Origin of the sequence: Blautia acetigignens (genome assembly GCF_025566865.1) — a bacterium.
GTDB lineage: Bacteria > Bacillota > Clostridia > Lachnospirales > Lachnospiraceae > Blautia_A > Blautia_A acetigignens.
Map to the genome: position 1 here is coordinate 33,022 of NZ_JAOQJM010000008.1, position 24,908 is coordinate 57,929.

At 46.0% G+C, this 24,908-nt stretch carries 18 protein-coding genes; 5 read left to right on the top strand and 13 right to left on the bottom strand.

What is annotated here, in order from left to right; genetic code table 11:
- Nucleotides 1–255: 255 nt before the first annotated feature.
- From OCV70_RS11060 to OCV70_RS11085, 6 genes are all read right to left on the bottom strand, one after another.
- Nucleotides 256–489 (bottom strand): hypothetical protein, encoded by a 234-nt coding sequence (locus tag OCV70_RS11060; protein WP_021926479.1) that lies wholly within the window; start codon nucleotides 487–489, stop codon nucleotides 256–258.
- 191 nt (nucleotides 490–680) lie between these two features.
- A complete protein-coding gene (gene glgB, locus OCV70_RS11065) occupies nucleotides 681–2,564 on the bottom strand; it encodes a 1,4-alpha-glucan branching protein GlgB (protein WP_021926480.1) in 1,884 nt (627 codons plus the stop codon).
- A 228-nt stretch (nucleotides 2,565–2,792) separates the two neighbouring features.
- On the bottom strand, nucleotides 2,793–4,043 hold the full coding sequence (locus OCV70_RS11070; protein WP_117849370.1) for a polysaccharide deacetylase family protein: 1,251 nt from the start codon (nucleotides 4,041–4,043) through the stop codon (nucleotides 2,793–2,795).
- A 38-nt stretch (nucleotides 4,044–4,081) separates the two neighbouring features.
- Nucleotides 4,082–5,185 (bottom strand): N-acetylglucosamine-6-phosphate deacetylase, encoded by a 1,104-nt coding sequence (gene nagA, locus OCV70_RS11075; RefSeq protein WP_173767036.1) that lies wholly within the window; start codon nucleotides 5,183–5,185, stop codon nucleotides 4,082–4,084.
- 2 nt (nucleotides 5,186–5,187) lie between these two features.
- Entirely contained in the window at nucleotides 5,188–6,516 is a 1,329-nt protein-coding gene (gene tig, locus OCV70_RS11080; RefSeq protein ID WP_262579695.1) for a trigger factor, read from the bottom strand.
- Nucleotides 6,517–6,626: 110 nt separating this feature from the next.
- Nucleotides 6,627–8,459 carry a polysaccharide deacetylase family protein gene (locus OCV70_RS11085; RefSeq protein ID WP_244096241.1) on the bottom strand — a complete coding sequence of 611 codons (1,833 nt, stop codon included), beginning with the start codon at nucleotides 8,457–8,459 and terminating at the stop codon, nucleotides 6,627–6,629.
- A gap of 340 nt (nucleotides 8,460–8,799) precedes the next feature.
- Between OCV70_RS11085 and OCV70_RS11090 the strand changes: the two genes are divergently transcribed.
- Nucleotides 8,800–9,297, top strand: a complete 498-nt coding sequence (locus tag OCV70_RS11090; protein WP_021926485.1) for a hypothetical protein — start codon at nucleotides 8,800–8,802, stop codon at nucleotides 9,295–9,297.
- Between the two features lie 35 nt (nucleotides 9,298–9,332).
- Here the strand turns inward: OCV70_RS11090 and OCV70_RS11095 are convergent, their stop codons facing one another.
- The 5 genes from OCV70_RS11095 to OCV70_RS11115 all read right to left on the bottom strand — a co-directional run bounded on the left by OCV70_RS11095 (nucleotide 9,333) and on the right by OCV70_RS11115 (nucleotide 17,062).
- The gene (locus tag OCV70_RS11095) at nucleotides 9,333–10,661 is read right to left on the bottom strand and encodes an ATP-binding protein (protein ID WP_021926486.1); all 1,329 of its coding nucleotides are present in this window, start codon (nucleotides 10,659–10,661) and stop codon (nucleotides 9,333–9,335) included.
- Nucleotides 10,658–11,368 carry a LytR/AlgR family response regulator transcription factor gene (locus OCV70_RS11100; protein WP_117849373.1) on the bottom strand — a complete coding sequence of 237 codons (711 nt, stop codon included), beginning with the start codon at nucleotides 11,366–11,368 and terminating at the stop codon, nucleotides 10,658–10,660. Before OCV70_RS11100 ends, OCV70_RS11095 begins: the two co-directional genes overlap by 4 nt.
- Before the next feature lie 223 nt (nucleotides 11,369–11,591).
- Nucleotides 11,592–13,166, bottom strand: a complete 1,575-nt coding sequence (locus tag OCV70_RS11105; RefSeq protein WP_243176604.1) for an MFS transporter — start codon at nucleotides 13,164–13,166, stop codon at nucleotides 11,592–11,594.
- 109 nt (nucleotides 13,167–13,275) lie between these two features.
- Nucleotides 13,276–14,727 (bottom strand): family 43 glycosylhydrolase, encoded by a 1,452-nt coding sequence (locus OCV70_RS11110; RefSeq protein ID WP_117849374.1) that lies wholly within the window; start codon nucleotides 14,725–14,727, stop codon nucleotides 13,276–13,278.
- 265 nt (nucleotides 14,728–14,992) lie between these two features.
- Complete coding sequence (locus OCV70_RS11115; RefSeq protein WP_173767040.1) at nucleotides 14,993–17,062, bottom strand: carbohydrate-binding protein; 2,070 nt, start codon at nucleotides 17,060–17,062, stop codon at nucleotides 14,993–14,995.
- Nucleotides 17,063–17,364: 302 nt separating this feature from the next.
- Between OCV70_RS11115 and OCV70_RS11120 the strand changes: the two genes are divergently transcribed.
- From OCV70_RS11120 to OCV70_RS11135, 4 genes are all read left to right on the top strand, one after another.
- The gene (locus OCV70_RS11120) at nucleotides 17,365–19,059 is read left to right on the top strand and encodes a sensor histidine kinase (RefSeq protein ID WP_173767042.1); all 1,695 of its coding nucleotides are present in this window, start codon (nucleotides 17,365–17,367) and stop codon (nucleotides 19,057–19,059) included.
- A 10-nt stretch (nucleotides 19,060–19,069) separates the two neighbouring features.
- Nucleotides 19,070–19,834, top strand: a complete 765-nt coding sequence (locus tag OCV70_RS11125) for a response regulator transcription factor (protein WP_021924852.1) — start codon at nucleotides 19,070–19,072, stop codon at nucleotides 19,832–19,834.
- Nucleotides 19,835–20,060: 226 nt separating this feature from the next.
- The gene (locus tag OCV70_RS11130) at nucleotides 20,061–21,527 is read left to right on the top strand and encodes an ABC transporter substrate-binding protein (RefSeq protein ID WP_173767044.1); all 1,467 of its coding nucleotides are present in this window, start codon (nucleotides 20,061–20,063) and stop codon (nucleotides 21,525–21,527) included.
- 210 nt (nucleotides 21,528–21,737) lie between these two features.
- Complete coding sequence (locus tag OCV70_RS11135) at nucleotides 21,738–22,196, top strand: DUF2798 domain-containing protein (RefSeq protein WP_173767046.1); 459 nt, start codon at nucleotides 21,738–21,740, stop codon at nucleotides 22,194–22,196.
- A gap of 73 nt (nucleotides 22,197–22,269) precedes the next feature.
- On the opposite strand, the gene OCV70_RS11140 is transcribed toward OCV70_RS11135, so the two are convergent.
- The gene (locus OCV70_RS11140) at nucleotides 22,270–23,799 is read right to left on the bottom strand and encodes a hypothetical protein (RefSeq protein ID WP_173767048.1); all 1,530 of its coding nucleotides are present in this window, start codon (nucleotides 23,797–23,799) and stop codon (nucleotides 22,270–22,272) included.
- Nucleotides 23,800–23,873: 74 nt separating this feature from the next.
- Complete coding sequence (locus OCV70_RS11145) at nucleotides 23,874–24,878, bottom strand: alpha/beta hydrolase family protein (protein ID WP_021924848.1); 1,005 nt, start codon at nucleotides 24,876–24,878, stop codon at nucleotides 23,874–23,876.
- Nucleotides 24,879–24,908 lie beyond the last annotated feature (30 nt).

The window sequence follows — 24,908 nt, forward strand, 5'->3', positions numbered from 1 at the left end:
TCTATTCTACGGGGCACCAGATTCGCATCTTCAGAATTTTTTTTCAAAAAATTCCAAGAATGCTTTATTCGGCACCGGGATTTTCGCATAACATGTTTTGACCAGGAAGCATAAATACCCCCTGGTTCTTTGCCTCTTGGCAGGGCTAGAGCATGTTTAAAAAAGGCCCTAGTTTGCCCTACCTGTCAGAAAAGGGGACATGACAATGTCACATCCCCCCTGATATATTATCCCAAATTCACAGATTTATGCAGATCAGCCGTTGATCATGAAGTGCATAAGCTTATCAATGTCTTCTTTCTCATATGCAACAATCTCAAGCTCCGGAATCTCACCGTTGGAGAAGATGTTTGCAAGAGATACATACTGTGATAATTTAGATTTCAGGTTCAGTCTGTCTCCTTCGCCAGTTACCAGCTCTACTTTACCTGCACAGCTGTCTACTACACTAAAAAATTTCTCAATGTCTTTAATATTAGATACCTTCATGTCAATATTCTCCTTTCAACATGTAACACTTTTTTCCATTTCTTTTCGTCGGGCTCATTATAGCGCAACTTTTCCCAAATTTCAACAGATTTTTGGGCTTGTGAGAAAAATCCCCAACAGTCACAAACAAAGCCTGATTTTGCCCGGTTCTTTAGGCATTTTTATTACGGATTCTCTGATTACAGAATGTTTTAATACTGGAAGATCGCCACTCCGTAAGCTGGAAGGGGATATGCAAAGGAAAACGGACGGTTGTCGCATTCCTGTTTCTCTGCCTTAAATACCTTCTTCGCTGTCATGCCGTTCTCATCCAGAAGCTGCGTGTACTGTTTCTTCTTGGGAACGCCAACCCGGTAGTCCGGACGGTCCATAGGGGTGAAGTTGCAGATCACCAGAAGATTATTTCTTCCTGTAGGAGACTTCCTTACAAAGCTGTAGATGCTTCTGTCCCCGTCATCTGCATTGATCCACTCGAATCCGGAAGGATCTGTATCCATTCCGTAAAGTGCCGGATACTTGCGGTACATCTTCAGAAGAGCCTTCACGAAATCCTTCAGGTCGCGATGCTTCTCTTCTCCCAGAAGGAACCAGTCAAGTTCTCTCTCCTCGCTCCACTCACGAAGCTGACCGAATTCCTGTCCCATGAACAGAAGCTTCTTGCCAGGGTGGCAGAACATAAAGGTATAAGCAGCCTTCAGGTTCTTAAACTTGTCATCCGGCTCTCCCGGCATTTTCTCCAGCATGGATTTCTTCAGATGCACAACCTCATCATGGGAAATGACCAGAACATATTTCTCACTGTATGCGTAGGTCATGGAGAATGTCATCTTATTATGATTAAACTTACGGAAATAAGGATCCAGCTTCATGTATTCCAGGAAATCATTCATCCAGCCCATGTTCCATTTCAGGGAAAATCCAAGTCCGTCATCCTCAGCCTTACCTGTAACCTTCGGCCATGCAGTAGACTCTTCTGCGATCATGACCGTTCCATGATTTCTTCCCAGGACAACCGTATTCAGGTGCTTGAAAAACTCGATTGCTTCCAGGTTCTGGTTTCCACCATATTTATTTGCTACCCACTGGCCGTCATTTTTTCCATAGTCCAGATACAGCATGGACGCAACTGCATCCACACGCAGTCCGTCTACATGGCATTCCTCGATCCAGAACAGGGCATTGGCAATGAGGAAGTTCTTAACTTCCGGTCTGCCATAGTTGTATATCTTGGTTCCCCAGTCCGGGTGCTCGCCCTGTCTCGGGTCTGCATGCTCATAAACCGCTGTGCCGTCAAAATTAGCAAGACCGTGTGCATCCTTGGGGAAATGGGCAGGTACCCAGTCCAGGATAACACCAATCTTCTGTCTGTGAAGATAATCTACCAGATATTTAAAATCCTGTGGAGTACCATAGCGGGATGTAGGCGCATAATATCCAGTTACCTGGTAGCCCCAGGAGCCGTCAAATGGATGCTCTGCAATTCCCATCAGTTCCACATGTGTGTAGCCCATATCCTTTACATACTGAGCCAGCTTCACTGCCAGTTCTCTGTAATTGTAAAAGCCCTTCTCGTCCTCTTCGGTAGCCGGATGCTTCATCCAGGAGCCTGGATGCACTTCATAAATGGACATGGCATTCTTGGTCTCATCGAACTTCTGGCGGTTCTTCATCCAGGTTCCGTCTTTCCACTTAAAGTCGCGGATGTCTGTAATTCTGGATGCAGTTCCCGGTCTTAATTCTGCCTCATTGGCATAAGGGTCTGCTTTGTAAATGTGCTCCCCGTTCATTCCAATAATAAAGAACTTATACAGCTGGCCAATCTTCGCGCCTGGAACAAATGTTTCAAATACACCGATCGGGCCTGCCTTCGTCATGGGGTTCGCCTGTTCATCCCATTCATTAAATTCTCCAATTACCGAGACCCCCTGTGCATTGGGTGCCCATACTGCAAAATAGACGCCCTCTTCATCACCATCCTTCACAGGATGTGCTCCAAGCTTTCTGTAAATATCATAATGGGTTCCCTGTCCAAACAGGTACTGATCGAGTTCTGTAAACTGTAATTTCTCTCCCATCAGAAAGTTACCTCCCTAAACTTTCATTCATGAATATTTCTGTACAAACAGTCATATTCTTTTCGTAAAAATCCTTACGCACATTATAACATACTCTTTTCCTCCACGCCACAATTAAATTGTCTATTATTCCCAAAAACATCATACCAAAATCGAGCTTTCCTGTAAAAAAATACGCCTGTACTTTCGAAATTCCTTCTAAAGTACAAGCGTTATTTTCGTTAAATATTATTCGCTGGAATTGCTTCCATCTTCACTGCCGTCGGAATAGTCTTCACTGCCGTCGCTGCCGCTTCCATCCTCAGAACCATCGCTGGAATCTTCTGTACCGTCAGAAGTATCTGCATCAGAGGTACTGTTTCCTGCATAACCAGGTACCAGCCCCTGATCCAGGATATCCTGCCAGAAGTTGTTGTAAGAAGCATTCTGAAGAGTAACATTCTTGGCCTCTGCCATCTCGCTTACGGTAACAAGCTTGAAGCCCATATTAATCAGCTCCGGAATAATCCTCTCTGCAGCTTTCACAGAAGGCTCATGAATATCATGCATCAGAATAATGGTACCGTCTTTGATCACACTGCTGTTATCCTGCATAATGGATTTGTAGTCAAGATCCACATCCTTATACTTCCAGTCAAGGGAATCCAGAGACCACATGAAGAACGGTTTCCCCACCGCATTCATAATGTCCTCGTTGGCATTTCCGTAAGGAGCTCTCACTACAGTTGAAGCCTGACCGCAGGCATCGATCAACGCCTGGTCTGCATCATTAAACTCCTTCACTACACTGTCCAGGCTCAATTCATACATATTGGCATGATCCCAGGAATGGTTGCCGATCTCGCAGCCAAGCTCCAGCATTCTCTTCACGTCATCCTGATAGTTCTGAACATTCTGGCCAAGCATGAAGAAGGTTGCGTGTGCATTATTTTCTTCCAGGCAGTCCAGAAGCTCAGAGGTATACTCTCCCGGGCCATCATCAAATGTCAGTGCAATCATCGGACGCTTCTCAGAAGCATTATAGGAACCATCGTCGTTAAAGTAATAATCCTGTGATCCCTTTGTCACCCACCCGGTCTGCATATAGCCATTGTCATCAAAGGCATATGTCACACCGTCAATTTCTGCAAAACCACCTGTATAATATGTACCGTCCGCATTCTGATACCAGCGGCCGTTGTCATCCTCATGCCATCCCGGTGTAAGGGTGGAAACCTTAGTCAGATCGCTCTGCCCTTTCAGAGGCTGCCGCTGTGCAGCTGTAGGATCCGCGGTCTGCTCCGCATCTGCCTGCACCTGCTGGGACTCCCCGGTACTCTTCCCTCCAATGCGGCTCACAATAGGAAAAATCACCCCGCGTATTACAAATATGACGGCAAGTACCATAGCCACCACATAAGTAATCAGCTTAATGATCTTCCTTCGTCGTATCTGGCGCTGCTTTTTACGCATTCTTTCGCGTATAACACTTCTATCCATTTATAACTTCCCTCTTTATCCGTTGTTGCAAAAATCCCTTATAACACTTTTTTCAGCTCCAGATCGTCTGTTACCAGCAGGATGTCAGCTTTTTTTCCCACAGAAAGAGAGCCGACCTCATCGTAAATGCCAATGCTCTTAGCCGGGTTTCTTGTAGCCGAAAAAACAGCTTCCTCCACAGGCACACCGAAAGAAACTACCTTGCGCATGCAGTCATACAGGTTAGTAGCGGAGCCTGCAATGGTACCGTCCTTTAGGGTAGCCTTGCAGTCCTTCATGGTTACTTCCTGTCCGCCCAGCTGGTAGGTTCCATTCTCCATACCAGTGGCCATCATGGAATCACTGATCAGTACAATTCTCTCCGGTCCGAACATTCTAAAGGTTCCACGGATTACAGAAGGATGGATATGAATTCCGTCACAGATCATTTCCACCATGCACTGCTCATCATCAGAGGCTGCACCGATCAGTCCCGGTGCTCTGTGAGCCAGCGGCTGCATGGCATTATAAAGATGGGTCACATGATGCGCGCCTCTTCTCATTGCCTCAGATGCCGTCTCATAGTCTGCACCTGTATGTCCAAGGGAAATACAAACCTCGTTATGTACTTCGTCAATAAACTCCATAGCCCCTTCTACATTCGGAGCCAGAGTCACAAGCTTCACCATATTGCCGGAATAAGCATTCAGCTCACGGAAAAATTCTGCGTCCGGTTTGCGGATATAGCCTTCTACATGGGCACCTTTTTTCTTCGGGTCCAGGAACGGTCCCTCCATATTAATGCCTCTTACTGTAGCACCTTCCGGGAAATCTCCTACTGTCTTTATGGTTGCGAAGATTTCCTTCAGTTCCTCTGCCGGAAGTGTCATGGAGGTCGGACAATAGGAAGTCACTCCATGGCTCTTCTCATATTTCAGAATAATCTTAAGCCCCTCCGGGTCTGCATCGGAAAAGTCGTGGCCAAATGCACCGTGGCTGTGTACATCCACCAGTCCTGGAAGCACCTTCAGTCCTTTGGCATCTATTACAGTCTTGTCTGTAACCTCTGCCTCAGTGGCTACGATCTTATGATTCTCTACATATAAATCCTGTATCTGAAAACTTCCATCTTCCTGAAATACTTCTCCATTTTTAATGATCATGATTATTCTGCCCCCTCCTGGGATGAATCTTCTGTATTGGTATCCTGTGCATCTGCATTACTGTCAGCTTTCTCGCTGTCTGCACCGTCATTTGCAGTATCCTGTTTCTCTTCCTCTGTTTCACCAGCGGCTGTCTGCTCTTCACCAGCCTCATCTGTGGTCTGTCCCTCTTCGGTATCTGCTGCCTCTGCATCTTCTCCTGCAGTCTGGTCATAGTTTGCATTTGCAATAATAAAATCTTCAACTCGCATCAGGCCAATCGTCTCATCTACTGCAACCTGACCATAAGTGTCAATCAGTGCAGCAAGATCACCGGATGCATACTGCTCAACCAGCTGGTCCTGAATAGCAAGGCACTCCTCAGCATCCAAAGTCATGCCCTCTGCATCCATAATCCCTTGAATGATCAGATTCTGTTTTACCTTCGCCTGTGCATACTGCTGGCACTGCGCTTCGAAATCATCCATAGACACTCCCTGGGACTCTACAAAGTCTTCCAGTTCCATATCTGCCTGCTTCGCGTATGCCTCCGCCTGCTTCTTAAAGGTCTCCACAGCATCATTTACATCCTCCTCCGGGTATTCCACAACCTCAGAATTGGTGTATACAGTGTTCCATGCAGTGCTTCTAAGGCTGTTCTCTGCCTGCTCCTGGTTCTCCTGCTCAAGCTCACTGCGCACAGATTCTTTGTACTCATCTGTATTCTGATAATCTGTATTGGCAGTTACCCAGTCGTCGGTCAGTTCCGGCGGACGCTTAAAGCTCTGCACCGTAATCTGGAATACGGCTTCCTGTCCTGCCAGGTCTGAATTTCTGTAGCTCTCCGGGAAAGTGACGGTGACATCCTTGGTCTCGCCCTTCTTCATTCCCACGATTCCTTCCTCAAATCCCGGGATCATGGTGCCGCTTCCGATCACAAGATCGTAATTATTGGCAGTTCCGCCCTCAAATGCCTCACCGTCCTTAGTTCCTACGAAATTAATGGTAGCAGTATCGCCGTTCTGAATAACTGCATCTGCATCATTCACTGTTTCTGATTTATTCTGGAGGTTCTCGGCAACACGATTGTCTATATCTGTGTCTGTAACCTCCTGTACGGTATTGTCCAGGGTGATTCCCTTATAATCTGCAATCGTGACGTACTTCTCAACACTGTCAACGGAAACCAGGCGGGTGTTGCCCTCAGAATCCGTCTTGGATGATGAGGTATCTGCCTCCTGCTCAGTAGCCTGTGCGTCACTTGAGTCTGCCTCGCTTTTATTATTTCCACAGCCATTCACGGCAAGTGCCATGCACATCACCAGCGCTGCAAGATATGCTTTTCTTTTCATACTAAATAAACTCCCTTCAGTTTCTCTTCTATTAAAACTAACATATTTTCTTCCAAAAAGAAAGCCTGCCAGCACATTTCATTTTTTCTTAAGAATTAGAGGCTTTCTTATCAGCCGCCGTTCATAGGCGGTACCGGAGTCGGTCTGGAAGAGTCAAATACTTCACTTGCGTCAAACAGATCCGACAGCAGATCCGGATTGTAATACATTCGGTATCCGTCCACATTTCTTCTTCCCATGCGGAAATATTCATCTGTGATCTGTACAAAATATTTATTGGAATCTACATTGCAGTAATAATCATAGCCCTGTGACTTCAGATAATTAAACTTCTCATCTCCTGTGTAAGCGCCTCCATTATTAATGTCCGCACCAAATGCAAAGATGATAATGTCTGTTCCTCCAATAAGCGGATCCACATTTTCCTTGAAATTGGTAGTATCGGTCTGGAGACGTTCCATGGAAACCGTGGACATATTCTTGTGTCCCCATGTGTGGCTGGAAAAGGTCCAGCCCTCTTTTTTCATGGCATCTGCAACTTTCTTGGCTCCTGCCCGCTCTGTTTCCAGGTCAAAATCCGGGTGCGCATTCAGCCATGCAAGCTTGTCATCATTCAGGTCATCCGGTCTTGTCTGGTAGCTGATATCCGTGCGATAGCCCAGAATACCGTTATATCCGGTCAGTGCCACAATTCCCTTATGTCCGTGATATGCAAAATCCGGATGCGCTTCCACAAAGCGGTCGATCAGCGGCACAACATCATAGTCGCCCACCACAGTGCTTCCATCATCCTGCACATACTCATTGCGCACCTTGCCGTCCTCATCTACGACAAGCTTAGTGGCAATTCCGTCTCCGTCCTGGGAATGATAGTAGCATACATCATCCTGTGATAATACAAAGGGCGTCTTGCCCTCAGGCAGATAAACGGTCTTGGCTTTCATATTGCCGTCATCATCAAGTCCTGCCAGGTCGTAAAGGTTGACCATGACATACCCTTCCTCATACATGATCTGGGTAATCTTGTTAAACTCATCCATCGTGGTCATTACCTGATTGTAGCCATCCTGCTTGTAGTCCCCGTCAAATGCCTTGGAGGTGTCTACAATAAGAGAATGGTAAAAAATATGTGTCACCTGCTCCGGGGACCAGGCTACGCAATTGTCTTTTTCTTTTTTGTATTTCTTCGCTGCATTCTGAAAATGCACATTATATTGATATGCATTGTCATTTTTCAAAAGCTTGATGGCTCCGTCATAATCGTACTGAGCCGCCTTATTCTTGGCAGTGGTCAGAACCTTCTTCTCATGGCGAACCTGTCTGTGGATAAAACCTGCTCCTGCGGCGGCTGCCTGGGGCATGAAATCTGCCTCTGCTTTCACCGGAGCCTGTGTCACAGTAGGATCTGCTGTTTTATTTTCCTCAGAATCTGCTTCTTCGTCATCCGCATTTCCTGAATCATCTGGATTCTCTGCTTCCTTTGAGTCTTCGGATTCAGCTGAATCCGCCGGATCTGTCGTCTCTTTGGAATCTTCCGTCTCATTCTGCTCTTCCGATTCTTTCTCCGGAACAGGCGTTGCCGTAGCTTCCGCTGTTTCTGTATCTTCTTTCTTCTCAGGAATCAAAGCTTTCGCACGGGTTACAAGGGTCTCCACACCATCCTTCAGTCCGATCTGATCACCCCAGAAATATCCTGCTCCTCCAAGGAGTATCAAAACAGTAACAATAAGAGCCAGATTACGATTCCGCATCTGCCTCTTCTTTCTCTGAAGATTACGCTGGTGTCTCTCTTTCCGCCGCTCTTCATAATACGCTTCTTCCTGCTTACTCTCCTTGTCTAATTCCTGTAATTCTTTATCAAGCGTCCCTTCCGTATTGCTGTCGGGGGCTTGTTTTTCTTCCAGAACAGAAGTCTCCTGCTGTTCTGTATCCGTTTTCTTCATATTGTGTATAACTCCTTATTTGTCCTGTCAGCTCCCCCCCGTTGATCTGTTATGGGAAACAGCATGGAACATATCTGTCTTGCTCATAACAGGCTGTCACAAACTGATTCGACAGCGATTCTGACATTAACATTTTAACCATATCAGATAAAACTATCCATTTTGTAACCGCTGTTTTCCATTATACATGATATTTATATGAATTACCACCTATTTTCCCACAATTCTTCCATGCCATATCTTGTCAGGATGCCGATTTTTTAATTGCCTTTTCTATAAAACAATGGTAAAATAGAGTTTATGTAAGCAATAAGAAACTTTTTATGGTAGGAGGATAAGTATGCATCCAGTAACAATTGTCCTTCTGGTGATTCTCGTAATCCTCATCGGATTACTGATTGGTTTGTATTTCTTTGGCAAGAAGACCCAGAAGAAACAGGAAGAACAGCAGGCACAGATCGAAGCAAGCAAACAGACCGTTTCCATGCTCGTTATTGATAAGAAGAGAATGCCACTTAAGGAATCCGGTCTCCCACAGATGGTCATTGACCAGACTCCCAAGCTTCTTCGCCGTTCCAAGCTTCCCATCGTTAAGGCTAAGGTTGGTCCGAAGATTTCCATTCTTATCGCAGATGAGAAGGTATTCGACCTGATCCCGGTGAAGAAAGAGATCAAGGCAGAGGTCAGCGGACTTTACATAGTCGGTGTCAAAGGCATCCGCGGCAATCTGGAAGCCCCGGCCAAGAAGAAAAAAGGCTTCTTCGCCCGCTTTAAGAAATCTGCAGAGGAAGCTCAGGCAGCCCAGACCGAGACCAAGAAATCCAAGAAGAAAAAATAATTCAAAAATGCCCTGCATCGCTGCGGGGTGTTTTTTTATCGTTTCATAGGAATCAAAATCTTCAGTTCAAACCAGTTATCCGTCTTGCCGGCAACCACAGAGCCGCCGTATTTTTCCACAATCTTCTTCATGCTCTTCATTCCATAACCATGGAAACGTTTATCTGCCTTGGTTGTGATCGGAAGTCCGTCCTGAAACTGAATGTCCTCCTCGCAGTAATTCTCTGTACGGATACGGATAAACTGTCTGTCCTGAATTACGTGAAGGGCAATCAGCCGCTTCTCCCGCTCTTTGATCTTCACCACGCTCTCAATGGCATTGTCCAGCATGTTTCCAAAAAGTGCACTGATATCCATATCCTCCATAAAATTCAGGAGCTGGCCTTCACCTATGAATTTCAGCTCAATGCCATGCCTCTGGCAATGCATGCTCTTGCTTGTAAGAATGGTATCCAGAACCTTATTGCCTGTCTTGTTCTGTGTCTCATAAATCTTGATCTCGCGCTCCATCTGCGCCAGATATTCCCCGGATTTCTCAGAATCCGCGCCGCTTTTCAGCAGATTGATCTGGTGCTTCAGATCGTGATATTTCTGATTTACAATGTCAATGCTCTCCTTGGAAAGCTTATAATTGCTGTACTGCATGTTCATAATATTCCGAAGGGTATCCTTCTCGAATCTTAGCTGAATCTCCTTCACCTGGATATGATATGCATAAAGCACCGCCATACCGCTTAAGTCTGCCAGGGTACGGATAATGAAAATATCCATAGCAGTTCCGCCGCTGAAAAGACTGTTTGCATCTACATAGCTGAGATTGCTGATGCCGTATACAATTGCGGTCACAATGCAGGCAACGATCATCTCCCGTCTGGTAATCTGCAGTTCCTCAATATCTTTTTTCAGATAGCGCTCAATAAAATAAATGATTGCGTAAATTACCGCATAAATCAATACCATGTGAACACAGCTCCAGATCAGCTGCTTCATATTTCCACTTTCAACAGCAGGGAAATCGCCTGTATAAAAATAAATAATCTGCCAGCAAAGAGAAGCCGCAAATTCTGCGCTGATAAACGCCTTTGCACAGAAGAACCCGGTCTCCCGCCAGGACAGTTCCCCTGCCATTTTAATATACAGAAGCATCAGGCCAAACACACAAAGCATAAGAGGGATAAAGAAAATCTGCTTAATCCCGTCCGTGAAAAACATTACCAGGAAAATACTGATAAAGCTGAGCACGCTGTACAGATATTTCCACCAGTCCTTTTTTCCACGACCTTCTACAATTACCATTACAAAAGCAGAGAGCCAGTAAGAAATGGCATAATAATAACCGGGTGTATTCACTACTGTACTGCTCATTTTCCCACCTCATTCATATATTCATTCAGGGCATCCAGAAATGGCTTGCGCCTGCTGCGGCTTACCTGAATGGTATCGCCGTTTACCATAATGTCACTGCCCTGATAGGTCTCCACAAATTCCAGATTCACAAGATAACAGCGGTTGCACCGGAAATATCGCTTGGGGTTGAACTGATTGTCCGTATCCCGCATAGTTCCCTTTGTCTCAAAATCCCCGTCCAGGGTGTGGTAGATCAGCACATGATCCTGCACCTCTACATAGCAGATCCGTGCTACATCCAGCTTCTTCTTGCCGCCCTTTAAGACAATGGTAATGTATTCCTTCTCAGGAGCCTTCACCTTGGACAGCGCCCTTGCCATGCTCTCGGAAAAAGAGAAGTAGGAAATGGGCTTGAGAATATAGTCCAGCGCATTGACCTTGTACCCCTGAATGGCGTACTGGGGCATATTTGTGATAAAAATAATAATCACGTTGGTATCCAGCTCGCGTATTTTTTCCGCTGCCTTCATTCCGTTGAGAAAAGCCATCTCGATGTCAAGAATAATCAGATCGTAGCTGGCTGTATAGTCAGTCACAATGTCCTCTCCGTCCTGAAATTCCGTAAGAGAAAATTTCACCTGATTTTCTTTTTCGTATCTGCTCAGACATTTCTTCAAAGCTTCCCGGTCATGCCGGTCATCTTCCACAATCGCAATTCTTACCATAGTTGTTCCTCACCCGTTCCGTAATATCTCTCTAATATGAAAACCAGCTGCGTCCGCCTGCGCTTCACAGTATTTCCATTCCCCCTCTGAATTTCCATACTGCTGGTACTTTTCATAAAAAACGGCCCTCCGGTACAGTGATCACTGCGCCAGAGAGCCGAATCACTTATACTTGCTTAATAAGCATAGTATAACAGGAATCAGGTTCTGAAACAATTATATTTTATTTTTTAAGGGCTGCCTTTTTCTGGTTTTCCTTGATAGTCTTCTGATCCTCCTCGATGTGCTTCTCCACATCCAGGCGGCTCATAAGGATAATAACAACGGCATAAGTAATCACATCCGCAGCCAGGAACGCAAACGCAAGCACCTGCTCCACGCCGCCCATCTGGCGGTAAACCACCTGGCCGGTGTAATTTGCCACATTTTCAATGATCTCCAGTGTCTGCGGGTTGCATGCAATACCAGTGTTGCTGTAGCCTGCAAATGTGAGAAGGCTGTTCAGTACACCGATGCAAAGTCCGCTAAGACCAACCATAATGGAGCTGTAAACAGACATAGTAAATCCGTCGCTTCGGAAACCGTTTTTCGCTTCCAGGTGATCCAGTACATCAGAAAGAAGTGCCATAGTGACATACACTGCCGGAATACTTCCGATTCCCTTCAGTACCATACTGGTTGCAACCATTCCAAAGCTGTGTACATTTAAGAAGCAAACCAGTCCGCCTACAACGGAGAAGCACAGTCCTGAAACAACGGCTCTCTTTTTACCAAGCTTACGGGCAATGGGCCATGCCACTACCATACCAACCGCAGTTGGGATTCCGCCAACCAGACCAAGTGTTGACATCAGTACTCCGGAAGTCTGCTCCGGATTGGAAGAATTGATAACGCTATCAAACATCCATCTTACATAGAAACTCATGGAGCTGTTCTTGATCAGCTGACCAAACTGGAAGATCAGGAAGTAAAGAATGATGATCCACCAGTATTTATTGTGGATACAGCCTTCCAGCTGTTTCTTCAGCGGAAGCTTCTCTTCCTTTACATTCAGGTTTGCTGTCTCTTCTGTAATACGCTCTCTTGTAAAATAGTACTCCAGCATACAGCCAAATGCACTTACTAGGCAAAGCACGATGGAAATGATTCTCCAGTGCGCATAGCTGGCATCCACATCAATTCCGCCGTCCTTTGTCACAAACAGGAAGCTCTGCAGAAGGATCGGCACAAGAATGCTGGCTCCAACTCCTGCGGATGCAACCATTGCTGCATTTGACAGGGTTGCCAGAAGTCCGCGGCTCTCAGAATTTCTGGTGGAAAGAGAAACCATGGAGCTGTGTGCGCAGTAAAAGCACGGATATGCAAGCGCATAGTACAGATTGTAGGAAACTGCGATCCAGATCATCTGAATAGCATTGCTTCCCTTGTTTGGTGTCATAAACATAAGGATAATTGCCACGATCAGCATAGGAGCTGCAAGAATCAGGTACGGTCTTGCTTTTCCCTGTGTGGATCTGGTGTTGTCGATCCACTGTCCAATCATCAGGTTTCCGAGAACTACGAAGATCACGGATACGATTGGAAGAAGTGTAGCAAATGCTCCGAATTTTGTCCAGCCAAGTACATCCACATAATAACGGTTCAGATATGCACCAAAGATGGAGTTGGCAAACATGGCACAGAATGGAGCCAGAAAATAACCGATGATCATTTCCGGGATTTTCACCTCATCAGACTTGATCCTGGTTTTGAAAACCGGCTTTTCTGCAACTTTTTTTGCAAAATTAGTAATGTTCAAGTGTTTCGCCTCCTGGGTTTATTTGACTCTTAAGATAAACTCTTTTCCCTTTTATTTAAACTTTGTCTGCTATTAGCAGATAAAGTATTTCTTGCTTTTTAAGGCGTTTTTACTTCAGGTCAAAGGACATAAAGTCAAACGCACCAGTTCCCTTGTAGCTGAAATACAGTGCCTCTTTCTCGCCAAGTCCGCTTAAATCAGCCGCAAAGCCATGCTGCTCTTTGCAAGGTTTCACCTGGATCTTTGCCACTGGCTTGCCGCCTTCCTCTGTGGTCACATAAACAACTCCAGTTGCTTTTCCCTTAATGTTAATGCGAACCTTTGAGGTCTCACGCAGGTCAAAATATTTGAAACCTGCCACTGCTCCGTCGCACATATTTGCCACATACTGGTCAGAGCCCTGTTCACGGTCTTTTCCCTCCTGTGTCAGATATGGATGACCAGACTTGAAATGCTTGATCATGCTCAGGAAACGGGTTCCCTTTTTGCCATATACGTTGCAGGCGATGTAGGAAGGATAGTTTCCTTTTCCCTTAAGCGGTCCGTCATTCAGACCACAGGAGGTCATCTCTGCCTGATAGAATTTGCCATTCTCGAAGCGGATGCGCTCTGCACAAGCCTGACGGGAAGACTGCTTACGGTTACTGTGTCTGTGATAGAAAACATAATAGCTTCCATTAATCTCGATCAGGCTTCCGTGAGTGTTTCCGGTACAGTTTCTTGCATTTTTTACATCTGTGATTCCAGGAAGGCCGATGTCCCCGTTGCTGACCAGAACACCACCAAACTCAAAGCCCTCTGTAGGGTTATCGCTTGTTGCATAGCAAAGCTCATGGCTGTTCAGGGAGCTGTAGATGAAGTAATAGGTTCCATTGAATTTACGCATGGAGCTTGCCTCCAGGAAGGGATGTCCCTCATAAGAACTTCCTGGTGCTTCTTTCTCACTGGCAATTCCAATGTATTTCGGTCCCATTTTTACAGTAAGCATATCTGCGGGGTCCAGCTCGAAGCACATTGCACCGTGCTCAGTCGGCTTGGAGCCATCAAGCAGAAGGGGATTTCCCTGAAGGGCAAAGCCTGTGTAAAGATACAGCTTTCCATCGTCATCCATAAAAATGCCCGGGTCAAACTGCAGTGGCTCCTCTTTCTTTCCAATAGGAGTGCCGTCTGCATATTTTACATAACCATAGAATTCATATTTGCCTGCCGGCTTGTCACAGACAGCCACAGAGATCATCTTGGTGCCGCCCATGAAATAATAAAGATAAAATCTTCCGTCCGATCCCTGGATCATATCCGGTGCTGCCAGACCATTTGTAAGACGGATCTTCGGCGCTGCCGGATCCTGCTCTCTTTTGAAAATAACACCCTCATAACGCCAGTTGCCAAGATCGTCTACCGGTGCTGACCAGCATACATAGTCTCCAAGACAGAAATTCAAGCCGTTAAAAAGATCATGAGAACCATATATATATACACGTCCGTCCACAATATGCGGTTCTGCGTCCGGCACGTATTCCCAGCTTGGCAAATACGGATTTACAGCCTGCTTTGTTTTCATACTTCATCCTCCATTTACTATTTTTGCTTTGCTGCCCGCGCTTAAACATAAGCTTCCCAATCAGCAGACAGCATGTTTTACTTTATGCAAGTATTATAGCATCTGAATTTTCCCGTACCCGTTTTTAGCGCAAAGTGTATGAAATTTATCGCAAGTAGTACAAAACCGATGCGCAGCTTGCAGGACGGGCTGCTACTCCTTCACAGTTATGCACAAAAAAGGCACTGTGAAAATGTGCAATTCTCACAATGCCTTTCTTTATTCCTTAATTTCTCTCAAATCCAAACTGGTCAAAGCTGCAGATCATCTTGCCTTCCTCGCCGTGGAAAACGAAGTATACTGCATGGACCCCGGAGATTTCCTGCTGGCAGTCTGCCTTAAGCCAACTCCAGGAGGTTTCGTTGGAGCCATCCTCTTTATTCTGGGCATTTTCTACTGCGTCAGCGGTCAGCTCCAGAGTTCCTGCAAGAGTTCCTCCCTGGTCTTCTGACGGTGCATCCAGATAAAGGTCAACAGAACCATCTGCACAGTCTGCGGTTTTGGAAACCAGCATTTTCAGAGTATCTGTTCCGGCATCACCGAAATCAAGATATTTGTAGCCTACAATATTACCGTCCTTCAGATTTGTTACACAGGTAGTGTGAACGGCATCCTGGTCACGGTCTGCCACAACATATGGTCCGTTTACAAGGCAGTCACTGTGCACGTTGTCCCCTTCTGTGGATGGTGCCGGGTGATCCACTGCCTCAAGAAGATAGGTTGTGGTATTTGCATTCCATGTGGAAAATGCATCCATGCTGTCAGCTGCACCGCAGGAGGTAAGTTCCATTGGAGTGATTACCGGGCTGCCGTCTTCTGCAGGGCCAACGCCGATCTGACCGACAATTGCCTGTCTGGAAGCGTTGCTTGCATTTGTCTGGCGATGTCCGAAGAAGTACCATTTTCCGTTTACCTTTGCCATTCCGCCGTGGTTGTTTCCACTGATATAAGTTGCAAAATCCGTAAACTCCATCTCGCCTGTTTCCTGATTTTTCACATAGCGTCCGCTGGTATCGGAGATTACATTTCCGTGATCGCCGCTGACAAGAACGCTGGTGTCATAGCCTACAACATCATTGTCAATTCCGTTGGAACCATAGTGCCAGGTGCCGTTCATCAGGTCATCGGTCCATACGTAAGAGATTGCGGAATTGTAGAAAGCTCCGTCTGCGCCAACCTCGTAGCTTACATAGAGAAGCACATAAGCGCCAAGCTCATCCACATAACCAGTCAGGGACGGTCCTTCAAAAATCGGAAGGAAACCACGTTCATCGGTTGGGCACCAGGTGGTTTCTGCAATTTCATATCCGTCATCTGCATTTCCGTCCAGCTTGTAGATAGAAGCCACATGCTTCATGCCGGTTGTGTAATTGTCTTCTTCTACCATTTTGCTGATTTCTTCGTTATCTGCATAACCGGAGGTCATGTTGGAAACAGCCATGTAAATGGTTCCGTTTTCAATGTAAAGACTTGGATCGTAGCTATTCTTGATTGGAATGGTGAGAAGTGCCTGATCCGGGTCCCATGGGCCTGCCGGGCTTGTGGAAGAACGAAGGACAGAATTCTCAAATACCTGGCTGGATACCATATAATAAGTATCTGTAGTCACGTCATACTCTGCATCCGGAGCAAACAGCATGTTTCCGCCGTAAGTATTTCCCTCGGAAATATCCAGGATCACGCCCTCATATCTCCAGTCGCTTAAATCATAGACAGGTGCAGACCACAGAACCTGCTCGGCACTGCACATGCTTTTTCCCTCTTTGTCGTGGGAGCCATAGAGATATACACGCCACTCTTCATCATCTCTTGACCAGAATACGTGAGGTTCTCCATCCGGCACATACTCCCAGGATGGAAGCAGCGGATTGCTGGAACCAGACTGGTCTGCCGGCTCTCCTGTTTTCGGGTTTGTTTCATATACAAGGGGATCTGTCTGGTAAGAATACTCTGCACCGCACTCGCTGCACACATAATGACGAAGACCTCCTTCCGTATCTGTGGCCTCATGGCTGTCCTCTGCCAGCTTGTAGCTGTTGGTGTGCTCGCAGGCACGGTATGGGGAAATCTCGTCATCGGATACAGCATCACCCTGTGCACTGTTTTCCTCTGTCTCGTCAGATTCAGCCTCTGTTGAGGCATCATCTGCATTTTTTGCTTCAGCCTCTGTTGGTGCTTCTTCGCTGACAGCCTCATCCGTAGTCTCTTCGCTGACGGTTTCTTCCGCCAGTACAGCAACTGCGTTTCCTGTCAGCAGCAGGGAACCTGTCATTGCCAGTACCATTAACTTTTTCATTTGCTTCGCTCTCCTTTTTCATATTTTGACAATATCTGCACATTCCGCGTTCATTGCCCGGAATGCTTCTGGTTTTATATTATCAGCAAACCACCCCGGCTATAATGTCCGTAAATGACACAAACCTTTCCTATTATGACTTTCTATTGACGGATTTCATGGTTTTGCTATACTTTTATTAGGATGTTAGGGGCAAAAGGGCTTTTGACCCTAACTCGATATCCACGAATTGCTCCGCTGCAAAGCAGCTCCCGCAATTCTCAATTTCACAAACCACACAGAAGCACTGCGAGGATTTCTCTATGAAACACTTTATCCAGACCCTTACAGGCAAGATCACCATTGTCATTCTGCTGATTGTTTTTCCTGTGATTTTCATGGTATACCAAAACGGCCGCAGCACACGGCAGAACTGGCAGGAGCAGCAGATCACCAAAGCGGAAGATGACCTTGCTTTATATGCCTCCTCCATGGATCACATTTTTGACATTCTGGAGGAAACCCTTTTATATCTTCCAATCAACAACAACAGCTTCAACCAGCTGGTCTCCTTTCCCCAGTCTGATACCCAGAGGCACTGGAGCCTGCTGATCAGCATAAAAGAACAGATTTCTTCCATAAAAGAGATCTACCCCTTCATGGAAAATATTTTCGTGTACTACCCGGAGCAAAACCTGTTTCTCAATGAAAAAGTAAATCCGGAAATGACTGCCGTGATTCGAAAACAGGCGGAAAATTTCTCAGGTTCTGCTGCTTCTTCCAAGCTTTGGAACACCGTTTCCACCGCCAACGGCTATTATCTGTACTGGCTTTATAAAAGAGACGGCTACTGTCTTGGTTCCTGGATTTCCTATGATGCGCTCCTTTCCTATATCTGTCAGAATGAAAGTACAGCAGCGGCAGATACCCCCACTTATCTTCTCACAGACTTTGCCGGAAACGTGCTCACTACCCAGGGTGGCATAACCGTCATCCCCAGGGAAGATCTTGGCGCTACTGTGGAAAAGGATGGGCAGTTTTTTATCACCTGCCAGGCGCTTCATCCAGGCGTGTACATTGCCAGAATCCTTGGGACAGCTGAACTTGGGCTTTCCCCCCACTGGTATTCCAGCAGCTTTGCCGCAGTTACCGTCCTGGCCCTGCTTCTGGTAATCTGCGTAGTCCTCTGTATTTCCCACTGGGTACTCACCCCTGTAAAAGAACTGACCCAGGGAATTGAGGAAATCGCCTCTGGAAATATTGAGCACCGGCTTCAGAATCCGTCCGGCACCAGCCTGGAATTCGAGAAAATTGAGACAGAATTTAACCATATGATGGACCAGCTCAAAGATATGCAGATCCAGATTTACCAACAGGAGCTGGAACAAAATGAAACAAAGCTGCGCTATCTCAGCCAGCAGATCCAGCCTCATTTTATCCTGAATTCCCTGAACACCCTGTACACCTACAGCAACCGTGATGTGGAAGCCACCCGGAAAATCATTCGTCTTCTTTCCCAGTATTACCGCTACGTGGTCAACATCGAATCCCGTTATGTAAACCTTGGTCAGGAGCTGGACCATATTGAAAATTTTCTCAAGCTTCAAAAAATCCGTTTTCCCAGAAAGCTGGACTACGAAATCCTCTGCGAAGACGGAATTGACATTGTCCCTATCCCGCCTTTTCTCCTGGAAAGCTTCATCGGAAACAGTCTGAAATACGGCCAGGATGAGCAGGAAAAAATTATGATCCGGATCCAGGCTGTACAGGTGGAGCCTTTTGTAATCCGTATCAGCGTGCAGGATCAGGGCGAAGGCTTTTCCCCGGAAATCCTTGAGGCCATCGAGGAGTACCACAAAACTCATGTGAAAAATGAACTGCTTGGCACCGGTATCTACAACTGCATCGAAAGGCTTAACCTGATCTATCAGGACCGCGCCCAGATTCGCTGCTATAATGCACTTCCCCACGGCGCAGTTGTGGAAATCACCATTCACCTGAATCAATGTGAAAATTAGGAGGTCGGTTATGAATACTTATTCGGTTCTTATTCTGGATGATGAAGAATTTTCAGTAGATGTGCTGATGGAAGATATCCACTGGGAAAAATGCGGCATTTCCCAGGTACATGGCGTGTATTCCGTCCGCCAGGCAAAGGAATTCCTGAAAAAGAATGCGGTCAATATTCTGATCTGCGACATTGAAATGCCAGGGGAAAACGGCCTTGACCTGGTGGAATGGGCCATGGAATATGCACGTTTCAGCAAGGATCCCATGATCTGCATTATGCTTACCTGCCACCCGGAATACAGCTTTCTTCGCAAAGCCATGCAGCTTGGCTGCCAGGATTATCTGCTGAAGCCAGTGGATGAGGAAGACCTGGAAGCCAGCCTGAAAAAAGCGGTGGAGGCTTTGAATCTCCGAAGCAAAGCCTACCGGCAGGAACCGGAAAAGGAGCCGGAATCCGGCCGGGACATTATCCGCCAAAAAGTGCTACCTTACATTCACCAGAATCTCACGGAGCCTTTTACCGTGTCGGAGCTTGCACAGAATGTTTCCCTGAATCCTCAATACATGATGCGTCTTTTCAAAAAAGAGACCAACATGTCTGTGCTGGAATATGTGACGGAGCAGCGGATTCTGCGGGCAAAGGAGCTTCTGCTGTCCACAGATTCTTCCATCGAGAATATTGCGGTGCAGCTTGGCTATTATAATTACACTTATTTTATGAAGGTATTTAAGCGCAATATGGGAATGAGCCCGGGGCAATACCGCAAGCAGTATGGGAAATAGAGCGCAATTCTCACTGTGCACCAAATGTATCTGACAAAATTCCATTCGTGAATAATCACAAATCCATAACCAACAGGGGGGAGCAACATTGAAGCATCATAAATTATGTTTACAGAATTTATTTGAAAAAACCTTTTCCAGAAAAACTTCCCGGACATCGGAATGCTTAGCTAAAAAAGAGCATTTTCTCTGTGGAATCACCTTAGCTGCTGGAGGTACACTTTGCATGCTTCTTTTGGGATGCTCTGGAATTCCAGCTGGGGATTCTGCCCAAACAGTCGTCGCAGAGGATGCCCCCTGCCAGATCGTGATCGAGCATCTGACCCTTGGCGATACCCCTATGCCTGACCTTCAGAAAGTAGCGGATGCCGTCAGCGCCATCACCCTTCCGGAAATCAACTGCACCGTAAAAATTGAAAACATCCCCATCTCCGACCATGCCACACGCATCAGCCTGATGTCTGCCCAGAATGACCAGCTTGATATTATCAATACCGGACGTACCGTTTCCCTTTCTGAGATGGTGGCGGATGGAACCCTGCTGCCTCTCGATGACCTTCTCACCAGCCATGGCTCTGCGCTTCTGGAAAAAGCAGGCGACCTGATCAAAGCAGACATGATTGACGACCACATTTACTCCGTCCCTGCAAATCTTTACTGCGGGGGAAATTCCGGTTTTCTTTACAACAAAGATATGGCAGACAGATATAACATCCACCTCTCAGAAACCATGTCTGTGGAAGAAATCGAAGCTATTGCCGAAGCGCTCCATCAGCACGGGAAATACCTGCTTTCACAGGGGGATGGCAGTGATAACCCGATTTTGCTTGGAACCTTTTTCCCATCAGTTGTTCCGGTGGGAAGCAGTATGTACGCAAATGGAGTCTCTGTGTCCGGCGATTCCGGAACTGATATTGTAAATGTTTTTGAAACAGAAGAATATCTTGCATACTGTCAGCTTCTCAGGCGGTGGCAGCAAAACGGATGGCTTCCAGCAGATTCTCTTACCTCAGGCCTTCTGGTAAATCAGCTTTTCCAGAATGAGGAAATTTTTATGACATGGCTCACTGCCAATCCGGTGGAGGAAGCTTTGCAGGCAAAAAATTATGGTTTTCAGGTGGATATGTTTGCCACCACTTCCCAGACGCCCCTTCGCACCAGCCAGGTGCAGGAAGATGGATGGGGAATCAGTTCCACCTCCCGTAATCCGGAAAAAGCCATGGAATTTCTTAATCTGATGTATTCCAATTCTAAAATTTCCAATTTGCTGATGAATGGAATTGAAGGCCAGGAATATCAGAAGGTAAGCGACCGCATTATCACTTACCCAGACAACGTTTCTGCTGATAATATTGGATACAGCCGCTATTTCTCTGTTTTTGGAGATTTTATGGACATTTACCAGTGGCAGCCCGTTACAGAAGATTTCTACCAGGATTTAAAAGATTTCCGAGACAATATCACGGTCAGCCCGCTTCTTGGCTACACCTTTGACGTATCACCGATTGCCTCTGAGTATGCCGCCGTTATGCGGGTGCTTTCCGAATATCTGCCGCCTTTGGAATGCGGGATGATTGCAGATGTGGAGGGAGCTGTGAAAAATATGAATGTACTGCTAAGTGATGCCGGGATCAACCAGATAATTGAGGAAAATCAACGGCAGTTGGATTTGTGGCTTGCTAATAATTCATAAATTTTGTGCAAAAGCAACGATAGTTTTTACTTGGTATTTGAAATTTTTTAATTGCAATTCTCCGATTATCTGGTATAATAATCACTCGGTAAACAACTTCATAACAAATTAGCTCTGGTATAAAATTGGAAACGACACAAGTGTACGCTTGATAACGAACAACACATGTGTCTTTTTTGTACTCAAAATTCAAAAAAGGAGAAAAATTTTATGCCAAAAACAAAGTTTCAAAATGTAATCTTTACCCTGATGATGTCCTTTCTCATGGTTTACGCCATGATCTGCTACAACATTTCCCTGAACATCGGCGGAATGAGCAACCAGGTATTCCTGATGGCCTTCGGTGAAATGAAAATCATGTGGCCGGTTGCATTTGTGCTGGAATTCTTTATTGTGGACAACCTTGCTCATAAACTTGCCTTCCGCATCGTCACACCAAAGGACAGACCATTTGCAATCACAGTAGCAATTTCCATTATGATCATCTGCATCATGTGCCCGGTCATGAGCCTGATTGCCACAATCTTATTCAAAAACGCAGGTTCCCAGTTCGTTGCCGTATGGTTCCAGACAACCTTCATGAACTTCCCAGTTGCTTTCTTCTGGCAGCTCATGTACTGCGGTCCCCTTATCCGCTTCCTCTTCGGCAAAATGTTCCCGGAGAAATAATCAGTATTTGAAAAGGCATTGCAGGATTTTCGCTTCCTGTAATGCCTTTTGACTTATATCTTCTATATAGATTTTATTTTGTATACACAAGTTTCGTTTCCCCAGTCATTCCATAATCATCTGGGTCTGGGGTGCCGAAGATCCAGCCGTCGTAGCCCTGGGTGATCATAATGTTGCGAAGGGAGCTGGTCACGCGCACGGTAATGGTATTTTCACCGGGCTGTATGTAGGCAGTGAGGTCAGCGGTGCGGCGGTCCATGTTGACCGGGACTTTGGTGTCGTTGATCCAGATAGCGGCGGTTCCGCCCTGGAAGCTGTCGGCCTGGAATTCAATTTTGCCTGAGTTCGTTTTGGCAGCTTCTGAAGAAGCTGATTCTGTGTCGCCTTCGCTGGCTTCAGTATTTTCTGCAATCTGCCATTCATCTGGAAGTTCAAATGTAGTGGTGTAGGTTCCAATACCAGACACAGTTTCACCAACAGACTCTATATCTTTCCATGAAACCAGCTCAGACAAGGTTCCGACGTCTATTTCTACGTGATTGGTTGTGTAAGCAGCTTCTGTTGTGGTGACTCCGGTATCCTCGTTTTCCTCGGTGCGGGTTACTTTCTCGCCAGGCTCGTAAGAATCTATGGTAAGGTTCCAGTTACTCAGTGTAAGTACATTATTAATAGAACTTTTTTCCTGCAGTTCATCTACTGCTTCATTGCCTTCTTTCTCTTTTGCACCAGCTGCATTTTTCGAAACATTCTTCTCAACTTCTGATTTCGTATCTGCAATGTCTTTTGCTTCATTCCTTGTTCCTTCTCCAGAATTCTCTGCCTCAATCTGCTCCACAGAGTTTTCTCCGTCATCCCCATGCTTCAGTGCAAACACCATCGTCTCTCCAGGTGCCGCATCCACATGCAGCACAGTTCTGCCATCTTCATAGCTGACGCCCTGAACCTTTTCCACGTTTCCGCTCCAGGTGTCGATCACATAAGGCTCATAAATTCCATCCAGTGAAATTTCACCCTCGTAGTTTTCCTCATCCTCATACATGTAGTGATAAAGATAGAGATAATCTGCATCCTCTGCACTTCTCATAACCGGAAGAAGCTTTGTATTTGCCTCCTTGTACTCCACTCTTGGAGATACCCCAAGCTCCTGAGATGCCGCTTCCTCATCCGGTGTAATGGAAATCAGGTTGGCTGTGGACCAGTGGGTTCCGCTTGTCATGCTTACGCTCATCCCAAGACGGTTGCATTCCTCAATAATCACTTTCGTGTCATGAATCCACTCTGGAGAACCCCACGCGTAGGTTTCCTTGTCCAAATACCGGGACTCATCCAGAGTTACAAACTCAATTCCGCCATAACCATCGTCATAAAGTTCCTGCACAGATTCCCGCAAAGTCTCATCTGTATGAGAACCTTCTGCCAGCCACCAGCGGGCATAAGGTTTATATTTCATTTCCGGCTGGGAAAATTCCGCTGCAATCTGATTGGCAAAGTCGTCCTCACTTCCGTTATTTTCTGCTGCACTTACGTGTATCAGTGATCCATTCAAAGACATGGCAGCCAGAATTGCTGCCATAGCTGCGGCCTCAAATTTTTTCCTTTTCACTTTTCTCCTCCTTTTAAAAAATGGGCACTCGATAAGAGCACCCCATATTTTATTTCCAGCAATTCAATCTGAGATTATTTTTCCTCTAAGTGAGCATCCAGGAATTCCAAGCCTACCGTTTCCGCATAATCCCTTCCCTCTTCGAAGTTCATCTCAAATCCATGAGTAGAACGCTTTCCATATATCGGAACCAGAACAGAGCCTTCACTTGTATAAGACTCTTCCAGTGCTTTTTCAGAATAGCTATATGGAACCAGGCTGTCATTAATTCCGTGAATTAGCATAACATCTCCGTCATACGCACTGATGGTTCCATAAACATCTAAATCATAAACTGCCTTCACATATTCAGAGCCAACCGTTCCAACTGGCATCTCCGCCTCGCCTTCTGGAATATCTTCTGCAGATGCATAGGTCTCCTTTGCATTGTCCGCAATGCAAAGTGCCGGATAAACTAGGATCATAGCCGCCACATCATCCGCACGGTCTGCCGCTGTCAGCGCACTGACAAGTCCGCCCTGGCTCTGTCCAAGAAGGAACAGATGATCCTGATCCACATAATCCTTTGATTTCACAAAATCCATAACTGCGCTTAAATCAGACTTCTCTGTCATAACCGTCATGTCCATAAAATCCATATCGCTGTTTCCATTCTGGGAACCGCCGCAGAAATCAAAGGTATAAACCACATAGCCGTCCTGTGCTGCTTTTTCCGGCCATTTCGCACGCTCCATCATTTGGGAAGTGGAGCCGATTCCGTGACTCATAATGACCACCGGATAAGTCTGGTTTTCGTCAAAATCAGCTGGATAGTAAAACTGTCCGTAAATATTGTTGTCTCCATTTTTACACCAGGAAACCACTTTTGTGCAGCCATCCAGTTCGGTGGTGTAGCCTTCCTCTATTTCTGGATTTGCTTCCTCTGCTTCGCCTTCTGCTTCAGAATTTTCTTCTGTATCTGTACTTTCCGTCTCTGCCTGCACATCTGCATTCTCTTCTGCCCAAACAGATGTTGCTGCACAGCCTGTGCTTAATACTGCTGCCATACCAAGTGCCAATAATACTTTCTTCTTAAACATCTCTCATTCCTCCAAATTCGTTGACTTATT

What these genes read in the sequence shown, in the direction of transcription:
- OCV70_RS11060 (WP_021926479.1), bottom strand. Translation starts at nt 489, where the DNA reads ATGAAGGTATCTAATATTAAAGACATTGAGAAATTTTTTAGTGTAGTA.
- glgB (WP_021926480.1), bottom strand. Translation starts at nt 2,564, where the DNA reads ATGGGAGAGAAATTACAGTTTACAGAACTCGATCAGTACCTGTTTGGA.
- OCV70_RS11070 (WP_117849370.1), bottom strand. Translation starts at nt 4,043, where the DNA reads ATGGATAGAAGTGTTATACGCGAAAGAATGCGTAAAAAGCAGCGCCAG.
- nagA (WP_173767036.1), bottom strand. Translation starts at nt 5,185, where the DNA reads ATGATCATTAAAAATGGAGAAGTATTTCAGGAAGATGGAAGTTTTCAG.
- tig (WP_262579695.1), bottom strand. Translation starts at nt 6,516, where the DNA reads ATGAAAAGAAAAGCATATCTTGCAGCGCTGGTGATGTGCATGGCACTT.
- OCV70_RS11085 (WP_244096241.1), bottom strand. Translation starts at nt 8,459, where the DNA reads ATGAAGAAAACGGATACAGAACAGCAGGAGACTTCTGTTCTGGAAGAA.
- OCV70_RS11090 (WP_021926485.1), top strand. Translation starts at nt 8,800, where the DNA reads ATGCATCCAGTAACAATTGTCCTTCTGGTGATTCTCGTAATCCTCATC.
- OCV70_RS11095 (WP_021926486.1), bottom strand. Translation starts at nt 10,661, where the DNA reads ATGAGCAGTACAGTAGTGAATACACCCGGTTATTATTATGCCATTTCT.
- OCV70_RS11100 (WP_117849373.1), bottom strand. Translation starts at nt 11,368, where the DNA reads ATGGTAAGAATTGCGATTGTGGAAGATGACCGGCATGACCGGGAAGCT.
- OCV70_RS11110 (WP_117849374.1), bottom strand. Translation starts at nt 14,727, where the DNA reads ATGAAAACAAAGCAGGCTGTAAATCCGTATTTGCCAAGCTGGGAATAC.
- OCV70_RS11115 (WP_173767040.1), bottom strand. Translation starts at nt 17,062, where the DNA reads ATGAAAAAGTTAATGGTACTGGCAATGACAGGTTCCCTGCTGCTGACA.
- OCV70_RS11120 (WP_173767042.1), top strand. Translation starts at nt 17,365, where the DNA reads ATGAAACACTTTATCCAGACCCTTACAGGCAAGATCACCATTGTCATT.
- OCV70_RS11125 (WP_021924852.1), top strand. Translation starts at nt 19,070, where the DNA reads ATGAATACTTATTCGGTTCTTATTCTGGATGATGAAGAATTTTCAGTA.
- OCV70_RS11130 (WP_173767044.1), top strand. Translation starts at nt 20,061, where the DNA reads ATGCTTCTTTTGGGATGCTCTGGAATTCCAGCTGGGGATTCTGCCCAA.
- OCV70_RS11135 (WP_173767046.1), top strand. Translation starts at nt 21,738, where the DNA reads ATGCCAAAAACAAAGTTTCAAAATGTAATCTTTACCCTGATGATGTCC.
- OCV70_RS11145 (WP_021924848.1), bottom strand. Translation starts at nt 24,878, where the DNA reads ATGTTTAAGAAGAAAGTATTATTGGCACTTGGTATGGCAGCAGTATTA.